This is a genomic window from Streptomyces sp. NPDC001153, assembly GCF_053598315.1.
Genome location: NZ_JBSFJZ010000015.1, coordinates 63,184 through 86,337, shown reverse-complemented (window position 1 = coordinate 86,337; position 23,154 = coordinate 63,184). Strand labels below are relative to the sequence as shown.

Below are 23,154 nucleotides of genomic sequence, written 5' to 3'. Positions count from 1 at the left end.
TTAAGGTGCAGTACATGAGCGATGGCGCCGTGCTGCACGTGAAGGGGAGGGTCCTCGTCGGACCCGAGGACGTCCGCGACGAGCTGTGGGTGGTCGGGGGCCGGGTGTCGTACGACCGCCCCGCCGGGGCCCGGGACGTCCGGACCGTCGAGGGCTGGGCGCTGCCCGGCCTGGTCGACGCGCACTGCCATGTGGGCCTTGGTGCGGAGGGCCCGGTCGACGCCGCCACCGCCGAGAAGCAGGCACTCACCGACCGGGAGGCCGGCACCCTGCTGATCCGGGACGCCGGCTCGCCCTCCGACACCCGCTGGGTCGACGACCGCGAGGACCTGCCGAAGATCATCCGGGCCGGCCGGCACATCGCCCGCACCCGCCGCTACATCCGCAACTTCGCCTGGGAGGTCGAGCCGGACGACCTGGTCGCGTACGTCGCCCAGGAGGCCCGGCGCGGCGACGGCTGGGTCAAGCTGGTCGGCGACTGGATCGACCGCGACCTCGGCGACCTCGCCCCCTGCTGGCCGCGCGGGGCGGTGGAGGCGGCCATCGCCGAGGCCCACCGGCTCGGCGCCCGCGTCACCGCGCACTGCTTCGCCGGGAGCTCCCTGCGCGACCTGGTCGAGTCGGGCATCGACTGCATCGAGCACGCGACCGGCCTGACCGACGACCTGATCCCGCTGTTCGCCGAGCGCGGGGTCGCGATCGTCCCCACCCTCGTCAACATCGCCACCTTCCCGCGGCTCGCGGCCGGCGGCGACACCAGGTTCCCGCGCTGGTCCGCGCACATGCGCCGGCTGCACGAGCGCCGCTACGACACCGTGCGCGGCGCCTACGACGCCGGCATCCCGGTGTTCGTCGGCACGGACGCCGGCGGCTCGCTGGCCCACGGCCTGGTCGCGGAGGAGGTCGCCGAGCTGGTCACCGCGGGTATCCCGCCGGTCCAGGCCCTGTCCGCGACCAGCTGGGGCGCCCGCGCCTGGCTCGGCCGCCCCGGCCTGGAGGAGGGCGCGCCGGCCGACCTGGTGGTCTACGAGAGCGACCCGCGCGCGGACGTACGGGTGCTGGCGGCGCCGCGCCGGGTGGTGCTGAACGGGATCGTGCTCGAGTAGCCGCACCGGGGCGTACGGGAACGACTGTGCCCGGTGATTCGAATCGGCGTGCGTCATATCCACGTTTGAGTGAAGTGACCCGGGATCGCTGACCGTTCACCCGCAGTGCGTACAAGGTTGACGGGTCCCAAGCATGTTCCCACTGGGGGTCCCACCACCTTGAACAGCAACGACTTCCGTATGCCCGCACGCCGTCTCGCCACCGTGGCGACGGTCACCGCCCTGGCCGCCGGTCCCGCGGTCCTGGGCGCGGGCGCCGCGCACGCGACCACCGACCACGGTCGCGCCTCCGCCGTCGTCCTGCGCACCGGGCTCGACGTGTCCCTGCTCGACAAGACCCTCGACGTCCCGCTCGCGGTCTCCCTCAACGAGGTCCGGGCGCCGCAGAGCGCCGACAGGACCGCGCTGTCCGCCCGGCTCGACGGTGTGGCCGGCGGCAAGCCGTTCACGGTGCTCGGCGCGGACGTCGCCTCGGCGAGGGCCACCGTGACCGCCGAGCGCGCCGAGGGCTCGGTCCGGCTCGTCCACGCCAGGCTGCACGTCCCCGGCCTGCCCCTGCTGTCCCTGATCGAGGTCGGCGCGGTCACCGCCAGGGCGACCTGCGAGGTCGGCAAGGCACCGGCCGCCGACGCGAACGTCCTCGGCGCCGTCACCGTCCTCGGCAAGCGCGTCACCCTCACCGCCGGCGGCCCGACCGAGGTCAGGGTGCCCGGCGTCGGCGAGGTCCGCCTCGACCTCGCCCGGCGCAGCACCACGACCCGCACGGCCGCCGCCACCGCCCTCGAACTCAAGGTCTCCGTCAACCCGTTGAAGCTCAACGTCGCCGACGTCGAGGGCACCGTCACCCTGGCCAAAGCGACCTGCGAGTCCCCGACGGCCCCGCCCACCGGGCACCCGGTCCCGAGCCACGACCCGGCCGCCGACGTGAAGCCCCAGGGAGCCAGACAGGACCTCGCGGAGACCGGCGGCGGCTCCGCGACCCCGTACATCGCGGGCGGCGCGCTGGCACTGGTGCTGGTCGGCGCGGGAGCGGTGACGGTGGCCCGGCGCCGCAGGAGCTGACGCGACGTCCCTGTGCCGCTCCCCGCTCGGCCGTCACGCCGGGCAGGGAGCGGAGCCCCCTGGCGGGATCCGGCTACGGAAGCGCCGCCGACAGTGCCTTCAGGAAGCCGTTCACGGTCACCCGGTCCCGCACGGCCACCCGCAGCCACTCCTCCCCGAGCCCCGGAAACGTGTCCCCCCGCCGCACCGCATGGCCAAGCTCACGCAGCCGGTGCCGTACCACCGCAGCGCCCGGCACACGGACCAGCAGGAACGGCCCTTCCGCAGGCTGCACCACCCGCACACCCCGGTCGGCGAACGCCGTCAGCCCCGCCACCAGGTGCGCCCGGTCCGCCGCGATGCGATGCGCCGCGTGCCCCGCCTCCGCCAGTGCCCGCGGCGCGACACACGCCTCGGCCGCGGCCAGCGCCGGCGTCGACACCGGCCACAACGGCTGAGCCCGCTCCAGCTCGGCGACGATCTCCGCGGGAGCCAGCACATACCCGATGCGCAGCCCGGCCAGCCCCCACGTCTTGGTGAGGCTGCGCAGCACGACCAGCCCCGGCACATCGGTCCGCCCGGCCAGCGTCTCCCGCTCGCCCGGCACCGCGTCCATGAACGCCTCGTCCACCACCAGCACCCGCCCCGGCCGGGCGAGTCGGGCGATCGCCTCCGCCGGATGCAGCACGGACGTCGGATTGGTCGGATTCCCGATCACCACGAGATCGGCATCCTCCGGCACCGCCGCCGGATCCAGCCGGAACCCGTCCTCCTCCCGCAGCAGCACCCGCTCCACGGTGTGCCCCGCGTCCCTGAGCGCCGCCTCCGGCTCGGTGAACTGCGGGTGCACGACGACCGGTTGCCGTACCTTCAGCGCGCGGGCGAGCAGCACGAACGCCTCCGCCGCGCCCGCCGTCAGCAGCACCCGTTCCACCGGCAGCCCGTGCCGCGCCGCCACCGCCGCGCGCGCGGCCCGCCCGTCCGGGTAGGCCGCGAGGGACGCCAGCGAGCCGGCGATCTCCTCCCGCAGCCACGCAGGGGGCGTGTCCGCGCGGACGTTGACGGCGAGGTCGACCAGCGCGGCCCCGTCGTCCCGCACCTCGGCGTCCCCGTGATGACGCAGATCCGGTCCCGTGCCCTCAGTGCGCATGGCTGTGCGAGTGCCCCCCGTGATGGTGATGCCCGTGCCCGTGCCCGTCGTGGCCGTCGTCGTCCGGGTGGTAGTGCGGCTGCTGCGGCAGCCCCACCTTGTCCTCGAAGCCCGGCAGCGCGATCCGGTACACGCACGAGTCGCAGTTCATGCGCAGATCGCCCTTGACGGCCTCCTCGTACCGCTCCGTCACCAGGTCCAGCAGCTCCGGCTCGGGCCCGATGACATCGGCCGACCGCACCTCGATCTCCGGGTGCGCGGCCGCCCACCCCTCGGTCTGCTGCCGCACCCGGTCCGGCAGGATCCCGGTGAACAGGAAGTAGGGGAGTACGACGATCCGCCGCGCCCCCAGCGCCGCGCACCGGTCCAGCCCGCTCGGCACGTCCGGCGCCGCCAGCGACACGAACGCCGTCTCCACCCCGGCGTACCCGCGGCCCTCCCACAGCAGCCGCGCCGCCTTGTGCACCTCGGCGTTGGCGTCGGGGTCGGTGGAGCCGCGGCCCACCAGCAGCACGGTCACATCGGCCCGGTCCCCGGTGCTCCGCCCGGAGGAACCCAGCGCCTCGTCCAGCCGCCGCTCCAGCACGCTCAGCAGCGCCGGGTGCGGGCCCAGCGGACGGCCGTAGGTGTACGAGATGCCCGGGTGCCGTTCCTTCTCGCGGGCCAGTGCGGCCGGGATGTCACCCTTGGCGTGCCCGGCGGACACCAGCATCAGCGGCACGGTGGCGAACCGCCGTACCCCCCGCGCCACCAGTGCGGCGACGGCCTCGCCCAGCGGCGGCGCGGACAGCTCGATGAAGCCGCCCGCGACCGGCATGTCGGAGCGGAGCTGCAACTGCCGCACGAAGTCGCGGAACGCCTCGGCGCCGGCGTCGTCACGGGTGCCGTGTCCGGCGATGAGCAGGGCGGGCGGGGTGGTCACGAGGTCTCCTCAGACGAAACGGGGTGGTACAGCAGGGCGTTGAGCGCGGCGGCGGCAACCGCCGAGCCGCCCTTCTCGGACACGTTGCTCACGGCGGGCAGCCCGCTCTCCCGCAGCGCGGCCTTGGACTCGGCGGCGCCGACGAAACCCACGGGCAGGCCGATGACGAGCGCGGGGGAGGCGTCCAGGGCGAGCAGCTCCTCCAGGGCGGTCGGCGCACAGCCGATCACCCACAGGGCGCCGGGCCCGACCTGCTCGTAGGCGAGCCGGATCGCATGGGCCGAACGGGTCAGTCCCGGGCCGGACTCGGCGTCCTTGAGCCGGCAGACCGTCTCCCGGCGGGTGATGCCGGCCGCGACCATCTCCACGTCCACGACGACCGGCGCCCCGGCGTGCAGCGCGGCATGCGCCGTCACCAGGTCGCCTTCGTCCATGACGAGATCGGTCGCGTACTCCGGGTCGGCGGCGGAGTGGACGACCCGCTCCACCACCGCCCGGGTCAGCGGCGGGAAGTGCGAGGTGTCCAGGCGGGCGCGCAGCCGCCGGAAGGACTCCTGCTCGATCGGATGGACCACACGGGCCATGGGGTTCACCGGGCGCCCTCCTGGGTGCGTTCCTGCCAGCGGTAGCCGCGCGGGGTCACCATGCGCCCGGCGATGATCCGGGTCGCGGTGTTGCCCACCGTCACGACCGTCATCATGTCGACCGTCGCCGGGTCCAGTTCTGCGAGGGTCGTGACCCGGCTGGACTCGTCCGGCCGGGACGCGTTGCGGACGACCCCCACCGGCGTCGCCGGCTCCCGGTGCCCGGCGAGGATCGCGAGCGCCTTCGGCAGCTGCCAGTCGCGGCCCCGGGAGCGCGGGTTGTAGAAGGTCACCACGATGTCCGCCTCGGCCGCCGCCCGCACCCGCCGCTCGATGACCTCCCACGGCGTGTGCAGGTCGGACAGGCTGATGGACACGTGGTCGTGGCCCAGCGGCGCGCCCAGGACCGCCCCGGCGGCCAGCGCGGCCGTCACCCCGGGCACCCCGACCACGTCGATGTCGTCGGAGGCCTCCGCGAGCGCCGGGGACGCCATGGCGTACACCCCCGCGTCCCCGCTGCCGATCAGCGCCACCGCATGTCCGCGCCGGGCCTCTTCGACCGCCGTGCGCGCCCGCTCCTCCTCGGCGCCGAGCCCCGACTCCAGCACCCGGGTGCCGGGCCGCAGCAGATCGCGGATCTGGTCCACGTACTGGTCCAGTCCGACCACGACCGAGGCCCGGCGCAGCTCCGCCGCCGCGCGCGGGGTCAGCAGGTCCCGGGCGCCGGGTCCGAGCCCGACCACCGCGAGCCGCCCGCGCCCCGGACGCCGTACGACGGCACAGGTCGCCATCGCGGGCTGCCTGTCGGCCCGCACGGACTTCCGCTTGGGCACGAGGAGTTCACCACCGCGCACCAGAGCCGCCGCCTCGGCGACCGACGGGGTGCCGATGGCGGCGAGGGGCGCGTCCGAGGGATGGGGCACATCGACGGCGGCCAGCTCCTCGGCGGAGTACGTCACCAGCGGCACCCCCAGCCGCTCGGCGGCGGCCACGATGCCCGGCTCCTCCGACTTGGCGTCCACGGTGGCGAGTTCGGCGACGGACCTCGGGGACAGCCCCGCCTCCCGCAGCGCCCCCTCGACCAGCCCGAGGACCTCCTCCACCGGCACGCCCCTGGACGCGCCGACCCCGACCACCAGCGACGGCGGCCTCAGCAGCACCTCGCGCTCGCCGGGTGCGACGTCCCGGTCGGTCAGCCGGATCGTGTACGTGCCCCGCGGCGAGGTCGGCAGCGGCGGCAGCGGCCACGCCGACTCGGCCTCCAGCGCGACCGGTTCACCGTCCAGCAGGGCGCGCGACACGGTCGCGACCGAGCCCTCGTACGGCAGCCCCAGCGTGTCCAGGCCGGCCAGCCCGACCGAGTCCGTCGCGGTCGTCACCACCGGCTCGGCGCCCAGCAACTCACCGGCCTCCCGGGCGAGTTCGTTGGCGCCGCCGCCGTGCCCGCCGAGCAGCGACACCGCGAACCGGCCGCCCTCGTCCACGCACACCACACCGGGGTCGGCCGCCTTGTCGCCGAGCAGCGGGGCGAGCAGCCGTACCACCGCGCCCGTCGCCAGGAAGCACACCAGCTGCTCGCACTCGGCGAACGCGGCTCGGACCGCCTCCCCGACGGGCCCCTCGTACACCCGCGTACGGCCCGGCCAGGCCGCGGCCAGCCGGTCGCGCGCCGCCGCCCCCGCCGCGGTGGCGGAAATCAGGCCGATCACTCGAGAACTCCTTCACTAGGCACCGGGGTTCCGGTATTTCTTCCGCCCCAGAGCAGGAACACAGGATTGGTCGCCGCGAGCCGGGTCACGTCCCCGGGCAGCGGCGCCAGGCGCGAGGACTGCAGCAGCACCCCGTCGCAGGTGAACCCGGCGGCCGTGAGCGCCTCGCGCGCCGCCGGCACCCGGTCGAGGGCGGCCATGGCGACGACGACCGTACGCCGGGCCCGCCGGGCGCACGCGGTGACGACGGCGGGCAGTTCGCGCCCCCCGCCGCCGACGAACACGGCGTCGGGATCGTCGGCGAGCCCGGCCAGCACGTCCGGTGCCGAGCCGTGCACCACGTCCACGTCGACGCCGTGGGCGTGCGCGTTGGCGCGGATCCGCTCCACCCCGTCCGCCGCCTTCTCCACGGCGACCACGGCTGCGCCGAGCCGCGCGCACTCCACCGCCACCGAGCCCGAGCCGGCGCCCACGTCCCACACCAGGTCGCCCAGGCGCGGCCCCAGCCGGGCCAGCGCCAGCGCCCGCACCTCGAACTTGGTGATCATCGAGTCGCGGTGGGCGAACCCGTCCTCGGCCAGGGCCCACCGCGCAGGCCGCGCGGGAACCCCGGCGACCGTACGCACCGGTCCCAGCGCCCGCGCCTCGTCCAGACACAGCACCACGCTCACCGCCGTGCCCCAGTCCCGGGCGGCGGCCTCGGCGGGCGTGACCCGCTCGACCCGCTCGTCCGCTGAGCCGAGGGCGGAGGCGACGACCAGGACACGCCCCGGCTTCCGCGGCTCGTGCAGCAGCGCGGCCCCCAGTTCCGCCGGACCCGCGCCCGGCCCCGTCAGCACCGCCACCTTCGGCCGCGCCCGGCACACGTTGACCGCCGTGCGCAGCTCCCGGCCGTGCGCGCTGACGACCACGGCGTCGTCCCACGGCAGCCCCACCCGCGCGAACGCGGCCGCGACGGAGGAGACCCCGGGCCGCACATCCAGCAGCCGTGACCCGAACCGCTCGGCCAGCACCCGCACGATCCCGAAGAACCCGGGGTCGCCGGAGGCCAGCACCACCACCGGGAGCTCTTTGCCGACATACCCGGCGATCGTGTCCAGGGCGGGCGCCAGCGGTCCGAGCACGACCCGCTCGGCGCCCTCGGGCAGCCGTACCGCGTCCAGGTGCCGGCGCCCGCCGACCACCAGCGCGGCGCCCGCGACGACGTCCTCGGCGACCGGCGCGCCCGCGCCCGTCCCCGTGCCGACGACCGTGATCAACTCTTCGCCCTCTGCTCGCGCAGGGCTCGCCGGGCCTCCGGGTCGGCCTTGCGGTAGCCGTGGAAGTGCCCCGGGTGGTACAGGTGCGAGCGGGTGCCGTGCGCGTCCAGCGCCGGGCCGACCAGGAAGAGCGTGTGCTTCCAGAGTCTGTGCTCCTTGACCGTCTCCTCCAGCGTGCCGACCGTGCACTTCACGACCAGCTCCTCGGGCCAGGTCGCCTGGTGGGCGACGATCACCGGGGTGTCCGTCGGGTAGCCGCCCTCCAGCAGCTCGCGCACCAGCTGCCCGCTGCGGGCGGCGGAGAGGAAGATCGCCATCGTCGTACCGTGGCGGGCGAACTCCCGTACCTCTTCCCCGGGCGGCATCGGCGTCTTGCCGCCGCCCAGCCGGGTGAGGACGACGGACTGCGCCACCTCGGGAATGGTCAGCTCGCGCTGCGCCAGAGCGGCGACGGCGGAGAAGGACGACACGCCCGGTACGACCTCCGTGGCGATCCCGATCTGCGCGCACCGGTCCAGCTGCTCCTGCGTGCCGCCCCACAGGGCCGGGTCGCCGGAGTGGATCCGCGCGACCTTCAGCCCCTCGGCGTGGGCGCGCCGGTAGACGGCGACGACCTCCTCCAGGGGCATGGTCGCCGAGTCCAGGATCTCCGCGTCCTCGCGCGCGTGCTCGAGGACCTCCGCCTGGACCAGGCTCGCCGCCCAGATCACCACGTCCGCCTCCGCGATGGCGCGCGCGGCGCGCAACGTCAGCAGATCGGCGGCGCCGGGGCCGGCACCGACGAACGTCACCTTGCCGGTGGGGGCATCGGCCATGGGAAGGGTCCTCTCGTACGGGAAACACACATCAAAAGCGGGTGAAATGTCAGGGTCCGGCGGGGTGTGATCGGCGCCGGATGTGCGCGAAGGCGCCTCCATCGGATAGCAAGGCCCTATGGCGGTCTTCGTCGCGCTCGGCGCGTTCCTGATGACGCTGGCCGGCGGCTGGACGGCACAGCGCGTGACCGACCGGCGTCATCTCGTCCTGGGACTCGCCGGCGGCCTGATGCTGGGCGTGGTCGGCCTGGACCTGCTGCCGGAGGCGCTGCACGCCGCCGGCCGCGAGATCTTCGGCGTACCCGCCGCCCTGCTGCTGTTCGTGGCCGGCTTTCTCCTGGCCCATCTGGTGGAGCGCACCCTGGCCGCCCGCCAGGCCGCGCACGGCGGCGCCGAGGGACACAACCACCGGGCGCCCGAGGTGGGCCTCGTGGCGGCCGCCGCGATGGTGGGCCACAGCGCGATGGACGGCGTGGCGATCGGCGCGGCCTTCCAGGTCGGCGGCGGCATGGGCGCGGCCGTCGCGCTCGCCGTGATCGCGCACGACTTCGCCGACGGCTTCAACACCTTCACCATCACGAGCCTGTACGGCAACGCCCGCCGCCGGGCGATCGCCATGCTGGTGGCCGACGCCTGCGCACCCGTGCTGGGCGCGCTGTCGACCGCTTTCCTCCACATCCCCGAGACGGTGCTCGGCGGCTACCTGGGCCTCTTCGGCGGCGTCCTGCTCTATCTCGCCGCCGCCGAGATCCTGCCCGAGGCCCACCACGAGCACCCCGCGCGCTCCACCCTGCTGTGCACGGTGGCGGGCGCGGCGTTCGTCTGGCTGGTGGTGGGTCTGTCCGGCGGCTGAACGGACCGGTGGCCGGCGGCCGGTGTCACCGGCGGCCGCCCCGGCCGGCCGCCCCGGCCACCCCGGTCGCCTCACAGCTTCCCGCCCCGTCCGCCGTCCCGCCGCGGGGGCGCGATCAGCGTGGACAGGTACGGCAACGGCGTCCCGTCCAGCTCGGCGGCCGGCCGTACGGACTCCTCCGGCAGCCCCAGCGCCGATCCCCACACCGCGTCCGCCAGCCGCCCGTTCTCCTGCAGCGCCTCGGCGACCTCGGCGGCCTGCCGCCCGAACTTGTACGCGACGACGGTCCCGGGCCCGGCCAGCGCCTCCTTGAGCACGGCGGACCCGGCCGTCACCGGCACCAGCGTCAGCGGCTCGGTCCCCTCGGTCAGCACGGCACCGGACCGGGCCGCCAGATCCTGCATGGCGGTGATCCCGGGCACGGTCTCCACGACGACACCCGGCACGAGCCCGGCGATCGTCTGCGCGAGATAGGTGAACGTCGAGTACACGTTGGGATCGCCGATGGTGGCGAAGGCGACGGACGCGTGCCGCCTCAGCAGCTCGGCGACCCGCTCGCCCGCCGCGTCCCAGGCAGCCTCCCGGCGCGCCCGGTCGGTCCGCTCGTTCAGCGCGAACACCACCCGGACGACCTTGTCCTCGGGCACGTAGTGCAACACGGTCGCCTCGGCCCGCCCCCGCTCACCGCCATCTGTTCCATCGGATGAAGCCATCACGGGTACGACGACCACCTCGGCGGCCCGCAGCGCGTTGACCCCCTTGACGGTCACCAGCTCCGGATCACCGGGACCGACCCCGACCCCGACCAGCCTGCTGCTCATGACGTCCGGCACCTCTCCACGAACCGACGGGCGACACCGGGCCGGGACGCCCAGTGCGTGTGCAGATAACTCGCGTGCACGCCGTGCTGCACGAAACCTTCGACCCGCCGGACGGGCGCCCGCACGCCCCACGCCGGGGCGGCCCCGGCGCCGGGCTCGACGACGGTCCGGTGGAACTCGTGCCCCCGCATCCGCGTCCCCGCGGCGGCCAGCACACTGTCCCCGACGGCCACGGCGTCCCGGTAGCCCAGGGTGAGCCGTTCCGTCATCCGCGCGGTGGCGTCCAGCACCCCGCACATCGGCTGCCCGTCCAGCTCCCGGCACAGGTACAGCAGTCCGGCGCATTCGGCGGCCACCGGGGCACCGCTCAGCGCCAGCCCGGCGACGGCCTTGCGCAGTGGCTCGTTGGCGGACAGTTCGGCGGCGTACACCTCGGGGAAGCCGCCGCCGATGACCAACCCTGCGGTGCTGTCCGGGAGTTGCTCGTCCCGGAGCGGATCGAAGGTGACGACCTCGGCACCGGCGGCGGTGAGCAGCTCGGTGTGCTCGGCGTAGGAGAAGGTGAAGGCGGACCCACCGGCCACGGCAACCACCGCACGCCTCTTCGTCGTGGTGGCGGGCGGTTCCCAAGGAGCACAGGACAACGCTCCCGCACTCCGAGCCAGTCCGAGCAGAGCTTCGAGATCACACCCCTGTTCGACCTGCGCGGCCATCGCCGCCACCGCGGTCACGGCATCGGTCCGTCGTTCGGCAACCGGCACCAACCCGAGATGCCGCGACGGCGTGTCCACCTGAGGAACCCGCCGCAGCACACCCAGCACAGGCACCCCCGCCTGATCCAGCGCCTCCCGCAGCAGCTCCTCATGCCGGTCGGAGCCCACCTTGTTCAGGATCACGCCCCCGACCCGCACCTCCGGATCCCAGGAGGCGAAGCCGTGCACCAGCGCCGCCACCGACCGCGACTGCGACGACGCGTCGACGACCAGCACCACCGGCGCCCTGAGCAGCTTGGCGACGTGCGCGGTGGACGCGAGTTCACCCTCGCCCGCCGCCCCGTCGTACAGCCCCATCACCCCCTCGACCACGGCGAGGTCACACCCCCGCGCCCCGTGCAGGAACAGCGGAGCGACCAGCTCCGGCCCGCACAGGTACGCGTCCAGGTTGCGCCCCACCCGCCCGGTGGCGAGCGTGTGGTACCCGGGGTCGATGTAGTCCGGCCCGGCCTTGTGCGGGGACACGGCGAGCCCCCGCGCGGCGAACGCGGCCATCAGCCCCGTGGCGACGGTGGTCTTGCCGCTGCCCGAGGAGGGCGCGGCGATGACCAGCCGAGGCACCGACGACGTCACCACTCGATGCCCTTCTGGCCCTTCTGGCCGACGTCCATCGGGTGCTTGACCTTGGACATGTCGGTGACGAGGTCGGCGAAGTCCACCAGCTTCTCCGGCGCGTTCCGCCCGGTGATCACCACATGCTGCGTACCGGGCCGGTTGCGCAGCACGTCCACGACCTCGTCGGTGTCCACCCACCCCCAGTGCATGGGGTAGGCGAACTCGTCCAGCACGTACAGCCGGTAGGTCTCGGCGGCCAGGTCCCGCTTGACCTGCTCCCAGCCCTCCCGGGCCTTCTCCTCGTTGGTCGCGTTGTCACCCTGGATGTCCCGCTGGACCCACGACCAGCCCTCGCCCATCTTGTGCCAGTCGACGGTGCCGCCCTCGCCGGAGGCGCCGAGCACCCGCAGGGCGTTCTCCTCGCCGACCTTCCACTTCGCCGACTTGACGAACTGGAACACCCCGATGGGCCACCCCTGGTTCCAGGCGCGCAGCGCGAGCCCGAACGCGGCGGTGGACTTGCCCTTGCCGACGCCCGTGTGCACGACGACCAGCGGCCGGTTGCGGCGCTGACGGGTCGTCAGGCCGTCGTCCGGTACGACACTCGGCTGTCCCTGCGGCATCAAGCGGCCCTCCTCTGTACGTCCTTCACCAGCCCGGCGATCGAGTCCGCCCGCAACTCGTCGAGCGTCACCGCCGTACCGCCGAGCTCACCCGCGAGCTGCCCGGCGAGCCCGAGCCGCACCGGCCCCGACTCGCAGTCCACGACCACCGAGGCGACCGACTCGGCCGCGAACAACCGGGCCGCACGCCCCGCCAGCGCGACCGGCTCGGGGCCACCCGTGGCCCGCCCATCCGTCACGACGACCATCAGCGCCCGGCGCGCCGGATCCCGCAGCCGCTCCACGCGCAGCACCTCGTGGGCCCTGAGCAGCCCGGCCGCGAGCGGCGTACGGCCACCGGTCGGCAGCGACTCCAGCCGGGCCGCCGCCGCGTCCACGGAGGAGGTCGGCGGCAGCGCGACCTCCGCGGCCGCCCCCCGGAAGGTCACCAGGCCCACCTTGTCCCGGCGCTGGTAGGCGTCCAGCAGCAGCGACAGCACGGCACCCTTCACCGCGCCCATCCGCTGCCGCGCCGCCATGGACCCGGAGGCGTCCACGACGAACAGCACGAGGTTGCCCTCGCGTCCCTCCCGGGTCGCCTGGCGCAGATCGTCCCGGCGGATCACCAGTCCCGGCCCGGACCGGCCGCGCGCCCGCTGGTGCGGGGCCGCGGCCTGCACGGTGGCGGCCAGGTGCAGCTTGGTCAGCGCGCCCCGGGGCCGGCGGGCCCCGGTCGTCCGCCCGTGCTCGGTGCGCGCCCGCGACCGGCGGCCTGCGGCGCCCTCCCCGATCCCGGGCACGCTCAGCACCTTGGTCCGGAACGGCTCGGCGGCCCGTACGGCCGACTGCTCCCGTGCGCCGGACGCCTGCGGTTCCCCGCCCTCACCGGCCTCGGGTCGCGTGGCGGTGTCCCCGTCGCCCTGCGGGCCGCTGTCGGGAGCGGGCTGCCCACCGCCGCCACCGGGACCGTCGGGATCGGGATCCTCGTCGCCCTCGGAGTCGTCCCCCGAGAACTGCTCCAACGTCTCGTCCAGCTTGTCCTCGTCCAGACCAGGCGCGTCAAAGGGGTTACGGCGCCTGCGGTGCGGCAGCGCCAGCAGCGCCGCCTGCCGCACGTCCTCGGCGAGGACGTCGGTCCGCCCGGCCCACGCGGCCAGCGCGGTCGCCGTACGCGCCATCACGATGTCGGCGCGCATGCCGTCCACCTCGAAGGCCGCGCAGGTCGCCGCGATCTGCCGCAGCGCGCCGTCGCCGAGCCGCACCCGCGGCAGCAACTCGCGTGCGGCCACGATCCGTTGCCGTACGGCGGACTCCTCCTCGGCCCACCGCGTGGCGAAGCCCGAGGGATCGTCGTCGTACGCCAGCCGGCGCCGCACCACCTCGACCCGCTGCTCGGGCTCGCGCGAGGCCGCGACCTCCACGGTCAGCCCGAACCGGTCCAGCAGCTGGGGCCGCAGCTCGCCCTCCTCGGGGTTCATCGTGCCGACGAGCAGGAACCGCGCCGCGTGCCGCACGGAGACGCCCTCGCGCTCCACGTACGAGGCACCCATCGCCGCCGCGTCCAGCAGCAGGTCGACCAGGTGGTCGTGGAGCAGGTTGACCTCGTCGACGTACAGGATCCCGCGGTGGGCGTCGGCCAGCAGGCCCGGCTCGAACGCCTTCACGCCCTCGGCGAGCGCCCGCTCGATGTCCAGGGCGCCGACCAGCCGGTCCTCGGAGGCGCCGACCGGCAGCTCGACCATCCGCGCGGGCCGCCGCGCGCCCGGCCCCGGCTCGTGCGGGCCGTCGGGGCAGGACGGGTCCGGTGCCGCCGGGTCGCACGAGAAACGGCAGCCGGGCACGACGGCGACCTCCGGCAGCAGTGCCGACAGGGCGCGCACCGCCGTCGACTTGGCCGTGCCCTTCTCGCCGCGCACCAGCACACCGCCGACCGCCGGGGACACGGCGTTCAGCAGCAGCGCCAGCCGCAGGTCGTCCTGGCCCACGACGGCCGTGAAAGGGAAGGGGGTTGTCACTGGTCGTCGCCCTCCAAGTCGCCTTCCAGCTCCAGGTAGGTAGCGCGCAGCCGCTCCAGCGTCTCCGCGTCCGGCTCCGCCCACAGGCCACGGTCCGCCGCCTCCAGCAGCCGCTCGGTGATGCCGCGCAGCGCCCACGGGTTGGACTTCTTCATGAAGTCCCGGTTCTCCGGGTCGAAGACGTACTCCGCGCTGAGCTTCTCGTACATCCAGTCGTCGACCACGCCCGCGGTGGCGTCGTAGCCGAACAGGTAGTCCACGGTCGCCGCCATCTCGAAGGCGCCCTTGTAGCCGTGCCGTCGCATGGCCGCCATCCAGCGCGGGTTGACCACGCGGGCCCGGAAGACGCGGTGCGTCTCCTCACCGAGCGTGCGGGTCCGCACCTGGTCCGGTACGGCCGAATCGCCCACGTACGCCTCGGGGTTGGCGCCGGTCAGATGCCGGACCATGGCGACCATGCCGCCGTGGTACTGGAAGTAGTCGTCGGCGTCGACCAGGTCGTGCTCGCGGGTGTCGACGTTCTTCGCGGCGACCGTGATCCGCTTGAACGCCGTCTCCATGTCCCCGCGCGCCGCCCGTCCGTCGAGCCCGCGCCCGTAGGCGTAACCGCCCCAGACGGCGTACACCTCGGCGAGGTCGGCGTCGGAGCGCCAGTTGCGGGCGTCGATCAGCGGCAGCAGACCGGCGCCGTAGGCGCCCGGCTTGGAGCCGAAGATCCGGGCCGTCGCCCGCCGCCGGTCACCGTGCCCGGCGGTGTCCTCGTCGGCGTGGGCCTTCACGAAGTTGCTCTCGGCGGGTTCGTCCAGCTCGGCGACGGCCCGTACGGCGTCGTCGATCAGGCCGACGACGTGCGGGAACGCGTCCCGGAAGAACCCGGAGATACGGACCGTGACGTCGATGCGCGGCCGGCCCAGCTCCTGAAGCGGGACCACCTCGAAGCCCGTGACCCGGCGCGAGGCGTCGTCCCACACCGGACGGCAGCCCAGCAGAGCCAGGATCTCGGCGATGTCGTCGCCCTGGGTGCGCATCGCGGACGTGCCCCAGACGGTCAGGCCCACGGACTGCGGGTACTCGCCCGTGTCCTGCAGATACCTCTGCACCAGGGAGTCCGCGAGCGACTGGCCGACCTCCCAGCTCAGCCGCGACGGGATGGCCTTGGGGTCCACCGAGTAGAAGTTCCGGCCGGTCGGCAGCACGTTGACCAGACCGCGGGTCGGGGAGCCGGAGGGGCCCGCCGGGACATAACCGCCGTCCAGCGCCCGCAGGATGTGCCCGATCTCGTCGGTGGTGCGGGCGAGCCGCGGCACGACCTCGTCGCACGCGAACTCCAGCACCGCGGCGGCGTCGGCGAGCTGGGTGCCGAGCGCATCACCGAGGATCGCCGGTACGGCCGTGCGGTCCCAGGCCCGCTCCTCCATGCCCTCCGCGATCCGCCGGCACAGCTGCTCCAGCAGGTCGATCGCGTCGGAGGCGGTCCGAGCCGGGCCCTCCACCAGGTCCGTGAGCTCCACCGGCACCTTCACCGGAGTACCGGGCTCGCCCAGCAACTCCTTCTCGTCCAGACCGAAGTGGGCGGCGAGGCAGGACCGCAGCCCGGGCAGGGCGTTCGCCCGGCCGCCCCACACCTGGGACGCCCGCAGCACGGCCAGCACCAGGTTCACGCGGGGCTCGCCGACCGGGCCGCCGCCCAGGATGTGCAGGCCGTCGCGGATCTGCACGTCCTTGATCTCGCACAGGTAGCCGTCGATGTGCATGACGAACTCGTCGAACGCCTCGTCGTCCGGCTGCTCGTCCACATGCAGGTCGTGGTGCAGCTCGGCCGCCTTGACCAGCGTCCAGATCTGGGCGCGGACCGCCGGGGCCTTCGCCGGGTCCAGGTCGGAGACCAGCGCGTACTCGTCGAGCAGCTGTTCCAGCTTGGCCAGGTCGCCGTAGGTGTCGGCGCGCGCCATCGGCGGCACCAGGTGGTCGACCACCGTGGCGTGCCCGCGCCGCTTGGCCTGGGTGCCCTCGCCGGGGTCGTTGACGATGAACGGGTAGATCAGCGGCAGGTCGCCCAGGACCGCGTCCGGCGCACACCCGGCGCTGAGCCCCAGCCCCTTGCCCGGCAGCCACTCCATCGTGCCGTGCTTGCCCATGTGCACGATCGCGTCCGCGCCGAAGCTGTGGTCGAGCCACCTGTAGGCCGCCATGTAGTGGTGCGAGGGCGGCATGTCGGGGTCGTGGTAGATCGCGATCGGGTTCTCGCCGAATCCGCGCGGCGGCTGGATCATCACCACGACGTTCCCGAACTGGAGCGATGCCAGCACGATGTCGTCGCCGTCGACGTACAGGCCGCCCGGCGGCTCGCCCCAGGCCTCCACCATGGCTTCCCTGAGGTCCGGGTCCAGTTTCTCGAACCAGGCCCGGTAGTCGGCCAGCGGCACCCGCGCGGGCGCCGCCGCCAGCTGGTCCTCCGTGAGCCATTCGACGTCGTGGCCGCCGGCCTCGATGAGCCGGTGGATCAACTCGTCGCCGCCGGAGGGGTATTCGGTGAGGCCGTAGCCGGCTTCCCGGAGGGCGTCCAGGACCCGGACCGCCGACGCGGGCGTGTCCAGGCCGACCGCGTTGCCGACCCGGGAGTGCTTGGTCGGGTAGGCGGTGAAGACCAGCGCGATCTTCTTCTCCGCGTTCGGCTTGTGCTTCAACCGCGCGTGCCGCAGGGCGATTCCGGCCACCCGCGCGGCCCGCTCCGGGTCGGCGACGTACACCGGGACCTCGTCCGGACCCTGCTCCTTGAAGGAGAACGGCACGGTGATCAGCCGGCCGTCGAACTCCGGGATCGCGACCTGCATCGCCGCGTCCATGGGGGAGAGCGCGGCGTCCGACTCCTCCCACGCGGCCCGCGAGGAGGTGAGGCAGAGCCCCTGCAGGACGGGGATGCCGAGGTCGGCGAGCGCGCCGATGTCCCAGGACTCCTCGTCACCGCCCGCCGAGGCCTGCGAGGCGTGCGTACCGCCGGCCGCCAGCACGGTCGCGACCAGCGCGTCGGCCTTCCCCAGCAGCTCGTACAGCCCGGCGTCCGCGCCGCGCAGCGAACCGCAGTACAGGGGGAGCGCGTTGGCGCCCTTCGCCTCGACGGCGTCGCACAGGGTGTCCACGAAGGCGGTGTTGCCGCTGAGCTCGTGGGCCCGGTAGAAGAGCACGCCCACAGTGGGGCGTCCGTCGACGAGCGCACGATCACCGTGGACGCCGTACTCCGGCATCTTCCGCGGCTCCTCGAAGCCCTCGCCGGTCAGCAGCACGGTGTCCGAGAGGAACCGGGACAGCTCCAGCAGGTTCGCGGGCCCGCCCTCGACCAGGTACTTCAGTGCCTCGGCCACCACACCGGCCGGCACCGACGACTCGGCCATCAGCTCGGCGTCGGGCACGGCCTCGCCGCCCAGCAGCACGGTCGGGATCCCGGCCGCCTTCAGCGCGGCGAGCCCGTCCTCCCAGGCCCGTTTGCCGCCCAGCAGCCGTACGACGGCGAGGTCCGCGCCCTCGATCAGCCCCGGCAGCTCCTGCTCGACGTCCACCCGCGTCGGGTTGCCGATGCGGTAGTCCGCGCCGGAGGCTCGGGCCGCCAGCAGATCCGTGTCGGCGGTCGACAACAACAACACTGTGCTCATGCAGGCGCTCCCGGTGGGATGAAAGGCAGTCCTTGCGGCGCGCCCGACTCGATGAGCCGCCACAGCGCGTCCGTGTCCGCGTGCTGTTCGATCAGGTCGCCGAGCCGGTCGAGCTGCTCCTCGCGCAGCGCGGCGAAGGAGGTGTCCGGCGCGGGCACGAAGCGGCGGCCCGCGGCGGCGGCCACCTCGCGCAGGAAGGCCCGCCGGAAACCGTCCGACTCCAGCGAGCCGTGCCAGTGGGTGCCCCAGGTCCGGCCGACCCGGCAGCCGTCCAGGAAGGGTTCCCCTCCTTCCAGGGAGGCGACCCCGTGGTGGATCTCGTACCCCTCGACCCGCTCGCCGAGCGCCTCGCCGGCCGGCCGGGTCAGGGTCTTCTCGCGGGCGAACCGCACCCGCACGGGCAGGATCCCCAGGCCGGCCACATGCCCCTCGCGGCTCTCGACCTCGTCCTCGATGTGCTCGCCGAGGATCTGGAAGCCGCCGCAGATGCCGAGGACGGGCCTCTCATCGGCGGCCCGCCGCACGAGGGCGTCCGCGAGGCCCCGCTCCCGCAGCCACTGCAGCGCCCGGACCGTGCCCCGGGTGCCCGGAACCACGACCAGGTCCGCGTCCGCCAGCTCCTCCGGCCGGTCCACGAACCGCACCACGACCCCCGGTTCGGCGGCGAGCGCGTCCACGTCCGTGAAGTTGGACATCAGCGGGATCGCGCACACGGCGACCCGCAGCACGTCCTCGCCGGCGGGCGGGGTCACGGCCGACTCGCGGACCGTGCCGCGCAGCGAGACCCTCCCCCACGCTCGGCTTCGCTCGCGCGGGGGGACCCCCATCCCATCCTCCTCGTCGATACCGAGCCCGTGCCGGAACGGGAGGACACCGTAGGTGCGTCGCCCGGTGAGGCCCTGGAGCATCTCCAACCCGGGCTCCAGCAGGGAGACATCGCCGCGGAACTTGTTCACCAGGAACCCGGCTACCAGCTCCTGGTCCTCGGGTGAGAGCAGGGCGACGGTGCCGAAGAAGGAGGCGAAGACGCCGCCGCGGTCGATGTCGCCGACGACGAGCACGGGCAGCCGCGCGTTCCGCGCGATCCCCATGTTCACGATGTCGGTGCGCCGCAGATTGATCTCGGCCGGGCTGCCCGCCCCCTCACAGATCACCGCGTCATACGTGCCCCGCAACTCGGCGAGGCAGTCCAGTACCGTGCCGAGGAGCTTCTGCTGCCGTCCGCCGTGATAGCCGCGGGCACTCAGCTCGCCCACGGGCCTGCCCAGCAGCACCACCTGGCTGCTCTGTTCGCCGCCCGGCTTGAGCAGCACCGGGTTCATCAGCGCGGTCGGCTCGATCCGGCACGCCTGGGCCTGCATGGCCTGCGCCCGCCCGATCTCCGCGCCCTCGCGGGTCACGAAGGAGTTGAGCGACATGTTCTGCGCCTTGAACGGCGCCACCTTCACGCCCTGGCGCACCAGCCACCGGCAGATCCCGGCCGTCACGACGCTCTTGCCGGCGTCGGAGGTGGTGCCGGCGACGAGGAGTCCCCCGTTCACTTCCCACGTCCCTTCAGACCCTTGACGACACCATTGACGAGGAGGCGCGCGGCGACCGTGGTGCCGAGCGCGAGCACGCCGACGCGGCGGGAGAGCCGTACGGCCCGGTCGATGTCGGTGACCTGGACGGCCCGGCCGGTGTCGCCGTTGAGCACGGGCCGGTGCTCGACGCGGCCGCCGTAGGAGAGCGTGCCGCCGAGGCGCACGCCCAGGGCGCCCGCGAAAGAGGCCTCCACGGGGCCCGCGTTGGGGCTCGGGTGCTGGTGGGCGTCGGCCTTCCAGGCGCGCAGGGCACCCCGCGGGTCGGATCCGGCCGCGGCGGCGAGTACGGCGGTGAGCCGGGCCCCCGGCCAGCCCGCGACGTCGTCGAGCCGGGCGGAGGCCCAGCCGAAGCGCCGGTAACGCGGGGACCTGTGACCGACCATCGCGTCCAGGGTGTTGACGGCCCGGAAGCCCAGCAGCCCGGGCACCCCGCCCACGGCCCCCCACACCAGGGCGCCCACGACGGCGTCGGAGGTGTTCTCGGCGACCGACTCGACCACGGCCCGGGCGATCCCGTCGGCGTCCAGCGCCTGCGGGTCCCGGCCGCACAGATGCGGCAGCCGCGCCCGCGCCGCCTCGACGTCCCCGGACTCCAGGGCGCGCCCGATGGCGCGGGCCTCCCGGGCGAGCGACGTACCGCCGACGACCGCCCAGGTGGCGGCGGCGGTCAGCGCGACGGAGGCGGCGGGGCAGGGGCGTACGGCGCGTGCGGCCAGCGTGCCGAGTGCGACGGCGCCACCGGCGCACACGACGGTGTGCACGGCGCCCCAGCCGCGGTGGTCGTGCCACAACGCGCGGTCCACGGCAGCGGCCGCACGTCCGAACGCGGCGACCGGATGCCCGCGGCGCGGATCGCCGAGGAGCAGGTCACCGAGAAGACCGGCGGCGGCGCCGTACGCGAAAGTGCGATCGGCACCCATCGGCTCAGCCGGCCATGGGTACAGGAGCGGGCCTGGTGCGGGTCCTTGTCCTTCGGCAGCCGGGCATGGCGATCGATGTCCTCACTCAGGGTGTCCGCGCCCTGGTTCGACGAGATTCGGCGGTGAGAGTTCCTGGCTCCCGGGGTTTCTTCCCCGGTGACAGTGGCGGGACCGCGCCGGATTCGCACCGGCTTCCTCTCTTGCCGCCGTACATGGCCTGGGCAGTCCACCACGCGCCCGGAACGGCCGTCAACTTGCCGTTGACCTGCGAGGGGAGAGTGTGCCGATCCCCACATCGCGGGACGCCCGTGGCCTGTGGGTACGGCGAAGGCTCCCCTCCGTCACGCTGGGAGGGGAGCCTTCGTGCTGCCTGGTTCGTGGCGGTCCGTCAGGACTTGGACACGATGAGGAAGATGCCGTACGCCACCGCCGCCGCGCAGGCCGCGAAGCAGACGTAGGCGCCGGTGACGGCGAGGGCGGCGGAGTCGCCCTGGGCCGCGGCCTTCTCGCGCCGGGCCAGACCGTTGATGCCGAGGGTGAACAGGGCCACCAGGCCCACGGTGAACACGAGGCTGGCGCCGAAGACGGAGCCGAGGGCCGACCAGTCGATCTTCATGGGGTTGCTTCCTTGGTTACCGGTGGGGCCGGGGTCAGACGGTCGCGGCCGGCGGGGCGGCCTCGGGCGCGGGCTCGGTGGCGGCCGGGGAGGCGATCGTGGCCGTCAGGTCCTCGGTGATCAGGCCCGCCGGGGGCGGGGTCACCGCGGCGATGGCGGCGGTCACCACGCCGGCCAGCTCCTCGGTCTCGGTCACGACGTTGGTGTGGTCGACGACCTCACGGCGGGAGATCTTCCAGATCGCGGCGCTCGCGGCGACCAGGAAGACGGCCACGACGGCGGTGCCCCAGTCACCGAGATCGGTGACGGCCTCGGCGCCCCCGCCGACCAGCGCGGCGGCCGGGAGGGTGAGCACCCAGGCGACGGCCATGCGGGTCGCGGTGGACCAGCGGACCACCCCGCCCTTGCGGCCGAGGCCGGCGCCCATCACCGAGCCGGAGACGACGTGCGTGGTGGACAGGGAGAAGCCCAGGTGGGAGGAGGCCAGGATGGCGGTCGCGGCGCTGGTCTGGGCGGCGAAGCCCTGGCGCGGCTCCAGGTCGGTCAGGCCCTTGCCCATGGTGCGGATGATCCGCCAGCCGCCGATGTAGGTGCCGAGCGCGATGGCCAGGCCGGCGGAGAGGATGACCCAGGTGGGAGGGTTCGAGCCCGGGGCGATGGCGCCGCCCGCGATCAGGGCGAGGGTGATGATGCCCATCGTCTTCTGGGCGTCGTTGGTGCCGTGGGCGAGGGAGACCAGGCCGGCGGAGGCGATCTGGCCGGCGCGGTAGCCCTTGCGGGTGGCCTCGCCGTCGGCCTTGCCGCCGATGCCGTAGGAGAACCGGGTGGCCAGCATCGAGGCGACGCCCGCCACGATCGGCGCGGCGACCGCCGGGAGCAGCACCTTGGTGACCAGGACGTCGCCGTGCACGGCGCCGAAGCCGGCGGAGGCGACGGTGGCGCCGATCAGACCGCCCATCAGGGCGTGCGAGGAGCTGGAGGGCAGGCCCACCAGCCAGGTCACCAGGTTCCAGAGGATCGCGCCGACCAGGGCGGCGAAGATGACCTCGGGACGGATGCCCTTCTCGTCGACGAGACCCTTGGAGATCGTGTTGGCGACCTCCACGGAGAGGAAGGCGCCCACCAGGTTCAGGGTGGCGGACATGGCCACCGCGATCTTGGGCTTCATGGCGCCTGTGGAGATGGTGGTGGCCATCGCGTTGGCGGTGTCGTGGAAACCGTTCGTGAAATCGAACGCGAGAGCGGTTACCACCACTATCGCGAGGATCAGCGAGAAGCTTTCCATTTACCCAGGCAATCGTTCGAGGTCATTGGCTGGACGACCGTAGGCAACCTGGGTGAACGGAAGATGAACTGAGGCAGGCGTAGGGGTGTCCAGAGAGGGGGATCGAGGTTCCGCCCGGCTCCCGCGTCCCAGGCGCGCCATGGCTACCGGCCGCGCGCGAAGGTCCGCAGCCGGGCGGCGGTGCCGTTGAAGAGATTCTGGTCACCCGGCAGCCGGCCCCGGGTGCCGAACTGCCAGAACGTCCAGTACCGCCACCCGCCCGGCAGCTTCCCCGGCCGCGCGGCGTCGTGCCGGGCGATCCACAGGGCGTGGCTCTTGGCGAACGCGCGGCTGTTGCCGGTGCACAGCCGCCACCACTGGGTCGTCGTGTAGAGCACCGGACGGCGGCCGGTCTCCCGCTTGACCTCGTTGCTGAAGGACCGGATCCAGCGGACCATCCGCGTCCTGCTCAGGCCGTAGCACTTGTGCCGCTTGTTGTACGGGTTGTACTCGATGTCGAGCACGGGCGGCAGTGTCCGGCCGTCCGCCCGCCAGCCCCCGCCGTGCCGCACGAAGTACGCGGCCTGCCGGGCGCCGGAGGACCTGTCCGGCCGTGCGAAGTGGTACGCGCCCCGGTACAGGCCCGCCTTGCGCGCACCGTTGTACTGCTGGGAGAAGTAGGGGTTGCGGTAGTCCGTGGACTCGGTCGCCTTGACGTAGACGAACCGCGCGCCCCTGGACCGGGCGGCCGCCCAGTCGACGCGCTTCTGGTGGGAGGAGACGTCGTGCCCCCGGGGCAGGCCCGAGGCGAGCGCCTCGGGCGCGGCCACGGTGCCCGTCAGGGCGAGCGCCGCCGCGGCCGCCGCGAGGACACCGGCGCGGTGACGGAGAGGGGTGCGTTCGCGGGCCATGTGTC

At 73.9% G+C, this 23,154-nt stretch carries 19 protein-coding genes and 1 riboswitch; of the genes, 3 read left to right on the top strand and 16 right to left on the bottom strand.

Annotated elements, in window-relative coordinates; all coding sequences use genetic code 11:
- Positions 1 to 14: 14 nt before the first annotated feature.
- Together ACWDEN_RS18980 and ACWDEN_RS18975 are read left to right on the top strand one after the other, a co-directional pair.
- Positions 15 to 1,106 carry an amidohydrolase family protein gene (locus ACWDEN_RS18980; RefSeq protein ID WP_351605135.1) on the top strand — a complete coding sequence of 364 codons (1,092 nt, stop codon included), beginning with the start codon at positions 15 to 17 and terminating at the stop codon, positions 1,104 to 1,106.
- A gap of 159 nt (positions 1,107 to 1,265) precedes the next feature.
- Complete coding sequence (locus ACWDEN_RS18975; protein ID WP_450859699.1) at positions 1,266 to 2,168, top strand: SCO1860 family LAETG-anchored protein; 903 nt, start codon at positions 1,266 to 1,268, stop codon at positions 2,166 to 2,168.
- A gap of 73 nt (positions 2,169 to 2,241) precedes the next feature.
- Here the strand turns inward: ACWDEN_RS18975 and cobC are convergent, their stop codons facing one another.
- Genes cobC through cobM form a run of 6 tightly spaced genes read right to left on the bottom strand, consistent with a single transcriptional unit; the run spans position 2,242 to position 8,586 of the window.
- The gene (gene cobC, locus ACWDEN_RS18970) at positions 2,242 to 3,297 is read right to left on the bottom strand and encodes an Rv2231c family pyridoxal phosphate-dependent protein CobC (protein ID WP_351605141.1); all 1,056 of its coding nucleotides are present in this window, start codon (positions 3,295 to 3,297) and stop codon (positions 2,242 to 2,244) included.
- Positions 3,287 to 4,219 carry a sirohydrochlorin chelatase gene (locus ACWDEN_RS18965; protein WP_450859698.1) on the bottom strand — a complete coding sequence of 311 codons (933 nt, stop codon included), beginning with the start codon at positions 4,217 to 4,219 and terminating at the stop codon, positions 3,287 to 3,289. Before ACWDEN_RS18965 ends, cobC begins: the two co-directional genes overlap by 11 nt.
- On the bottom strand, positions 4,216 to 4,803 hold the full coding sequence (locus ACWDEN_RS18960) for a precorrin-8X methylmutase (protein WP_450859697.1): 588 nt from the start codon (positions 4,801 to 4,803) through the stop codon (positions 4,216 to 4,218). Before ACWDEN_RS18960 ends, ACWDEN_RS18965 begins: the two co-directional genes overlap by 4 nt.
- A 5-nt stretch (positions 4,804 to 4,808) precedes the next feature.
- Positions 4,809 to 6,512, bottom strand: a complete 1,704-nt coding sequence (gene cobJ, locus ACWDEN_RS18955) for a precorrin-3B C(17)-methyltransferase (RefSeq protein ID WP_450859696.1) — start codon at positions 6,510 to 6,512, stop codon at positions 4,809 to 4,811.
- Positions 6,509 to 7,771: a precorrin-6y C5,15-methyltransferase (decarboxylating) subunit CbiE gene (gene cbiE / locus ACWDEN_RS18950; RefSeq protein WP_450859695.1), complete on the bottom strand. Its 1,263-nt coding sequence runs from the start codon at positions 7,769 to 7,771 to the stop codon at positions 6,509 to 6,511. The genes cobJ and cbiE overlap by 4 nt, the downstream gene beginning before the upstream one ends.
- Complete coding sequence (gene cobM / locus ACWDEN_RS18945) at positions 7,768 to 8,586, bottom strand: precorrin-4 C(11)-methyltransferase (RefSeq protein ID WP_351605152.1); 819 nt, start codon at positions 8,584 to 8,586, stop codon at positions 7,768 to 7,770. The genes cbiE and cobM overlap by 4 nt, the downstream gene beginning before the upstream one ends.
- A 118-nt stretch (positions 8,587 to 8,704) precedes the next feature.
- On the opposite strand from cobM, the gene ACWDEN_RS18940 reads away from it, so the two are divergent.
- Positions 8,705 to 9,439: a ZIP family metal transporter gene (locus ACWDEN_RS18940; RefSeq protein ID WP_351605155.1), complete on the top strand. Its 735-nt coding sequence runs from the start codon at positions 8,705 to 8,707 to the stop codon at positions 9,437 to 9,439.
- Between the two features lie 71 nt (positions 9,440 to 9,510).
- On the opposite strand, the gene cobI is transcribed toward ACWDEN_RS18940, so the two are convergent.
- The 10 genes from cobI to ACWDEN_RS18890 all read right to left on the bottom strand — a co-directional run bounded on the left by cobI (position 9,511) and on the right by ACWDEN_RS18890 (position 23,149).
- On the bottom strand, positions 9,511 to 10,260 hold the full coding sequence (gene cobI, locus ACWDEN_RS18935; RefSeq protein ID WP_351605158.1) for a precorrin-2 C(20)-methyltransferase: 750 nt from the start codon (positions 10,258 to 10,260) through the stop codon (positions 9,511 to 9,513).
- Positions 10,257 to 11,609 carry a cobyrinate a,c-diamide synthase gene (locus tag ACWDEN_RS18930; RefSeq protein WP_450859694.1) on the bottom strand — a complete coding sequence of 451 codons (1,353 nt, stop codon included), beginning with the start codon at positions 11,607 to 11,609 and terminating at the stop codon, positions 10,257 to 10,259. The genes cobI and ACWDEN_RS18930 overlap by 4 nt, the downstream gene beginning before the upstream one ends.
- Entirely contained in the window at positions 11,603 to 12,211 is a 609-nt protein-coding gene (gene cobO, locus ACWDEN_RS18925) for a cob(I)yrinic acid a,c-diamide adenosyltransferase (protein ID WP_055704317.1), read from the bottom strand. The genes ACWDEN_RS18930 and cobO overlap by 7 nt, the downstream gene beginning before the upstream one ends.
- On the bottom strand, positions 12,211 to 14,205 hold the full coding sequence (locus tag ACWDEN_RS18920) for a putative cobaltochelatase (RefSeq protein WP_450859693.1): 1,995 nt from the start codon (positions 14,203 to 14,205) through the stop codon (positions 12,211 to 12,213). The genes cobO and ACWDEN_RS18920 overlap by 1 nt, the downstream gene beginning before the upstream one ends.
- Entirely contained in the window at positions 14,202 to 17,855 is a 3,654-nt protein-coding gene (gene cobN / locus ACWDEN_RS18915; protein WP_450859692.1) for a cobaltochelatase subunit CobN, read from the bottom strand. Before cobN ends, ACWDEN_RS18920 begins: the two co-directional genes overlap by 4 nt.
- Positions 17,852 to 19,396: a cobyric acid synthase gene (locus ACWDEN_RS18910; protein ID WP_450859691.1), complete on the bottom strand. Its 1,545-nt coding sequence runs from the start codon at positions 19,394 to 19,396 to the stop codon at positions 17,852 to 17,854. Before ACWDEN_RS18910 ends, cobN begins: the two co-directional genes overlap by 4 nt.
- Positions 19,393 to 20,358, bottom strand: a complete 966-nt coding sequence (locus ACWDEN_RS18905; RefSeq protein WP_450859690.1) for a cobalamin biosynthesis protein — start codon at positions 20,356 to 20,358, stop codon at positions 19,393 to 19,395. The genes ACWDEN_RS18910 and ACWDEN_RS18905 overlap by 4 nt, the downstream gene beginning before the upstream one ends.
- A 104-nt stretch (positions 20,359 to 20,462) precedes the next feature.
- Positions 20,463 to 20,604: riboswitch (cobalamin riboswitch) on the bottom strand.
- A 142-nt stretch (positions 20,605 to 20,746) separates the two neighbouring features.
- Complete coding sequence (locus ACWDEN_RS18900; protein WP_351605178.1) at positions 20,747 to 20,974, bottom strand: hypothetical protein; 228 nt, start codon at positions 20,972 to 20,974, stop codon at positions 20,747 to 20,749.
- A gap of 34 nt (positions 20,975 to 21,008) precedes the next feature.
- Positions 21,009 to 22,259 (bottom strand): anion permease, encoded by a 1,251-nt coding sequence (locus tag ACWDEN_RS18895; protein WP_450859689.1) that lies wholly within the window; start codon positions 22,257 to 22,259, stop codon positions 21,009 to 21,011.
- A gap of 143 nt (positions 22,260 to 22,402) precedes the next feature.
- Positions 22,403 to 23,149 carry a lysozyme gene (locus ACWDEN_RS18890; RefSeq protein WP_351605183.1) on the bottom strand — a complete coding sequence of 249 codons (747 nt, stop codon included), beginning with the start codon at positions 23,147 to 23,149 and terminating at the stop codon, positions 22,403 to 22,405.
- Positions 23,150 to 23,154 lie beyond the last annotated feature (5 nt).

Bases quoted from the DNA above. Each gene is read 5' to 3' on its own strand.
- ACWDEN_RS18980 (WP_351605135.1), top strand. From the start codon at position 15: ATGAGCGATGGCGCCGTGCTGCACGTGAAGGGGAGGGTCCTCGTCGGA.
- cobC (WP_351605141.1), bottom strand. From the start codon at position 3,297: ATGCGCACTGAGGGCACGGGACCGGATCTGCGTCATCACGGGGACGCC.
- ACWDEN_RS18960 (WP_450859697.1), bottom strand. From the start codon at position 4,803: ATGGCCCGTGTGGTCCATCCGATCGAGCAGGAGTCCTTCCGGCGGCTG.
- cobM (WP_351605152.1), bottom strand. From the start codon at position 8,586: ATGGCCGATGCCCCCACCGGCAAGGTGACGTTCGTCGGTGCCGGCCCC.
- ACWDEN_RS18940 (WP_351605155.1), top strand. From the start codon at position 8,705: ATGGCGGTCTTCGTCGCGCTCGGCGCGTTCCTGATGACGCTGGCCGGC.
- cobI (WP_351605158.1), bottom strand. From the start codon at position 10,260: ATGAGCAGCAGGCTGGTCGGGGTCGGGGTCGGTCCCGGTGATCCGGAG.
- cobO (WP_055704317.1), bottom strand. From the start codon at position 12,211: ATGCCGCAGGGACAGCCGAGTGTCGTACCGGACGACGGCCTGACGACC.
- cobN (WP_450859692.1), bottom strand. From the start codon at position 17,855: ATGAGCACAGTGTTGTTGTTGTCGACCGCCGACACGGATCTGCTGGCG.
- ACWDEN_RS18905 (WP_450859690.1), bottom strand. From the start codon at position 20,358: ATGGGTGCCGATCGCACTTTCGCGTACGGCGCCGCCGCCGGTCTTCTC.
- ACWDEN_RS18900 (WP_351605178.1), bottom strand. From the start codon at position 20,974: ATGAAGATCGACTGGTCGGCCCTCGGCTCCGTCTTCGGCGCCAGCCTC.
- ACWDEN_RS18895 (WP_450859689.1), bottom strand. From the start codon at position 22,259: ATGGAAAGCTTCTCGCTGATCCTCGCGATAGTGGTGGTAACCGCTCTC.
- ACWDEN_RS18890 (WP_351605183.1), bottom strand. From the start codon at position 23,149: ATGGCCCGCGAACGCACCCCTCTCCGTCACCGCGCCGGTGTCCTCGCG.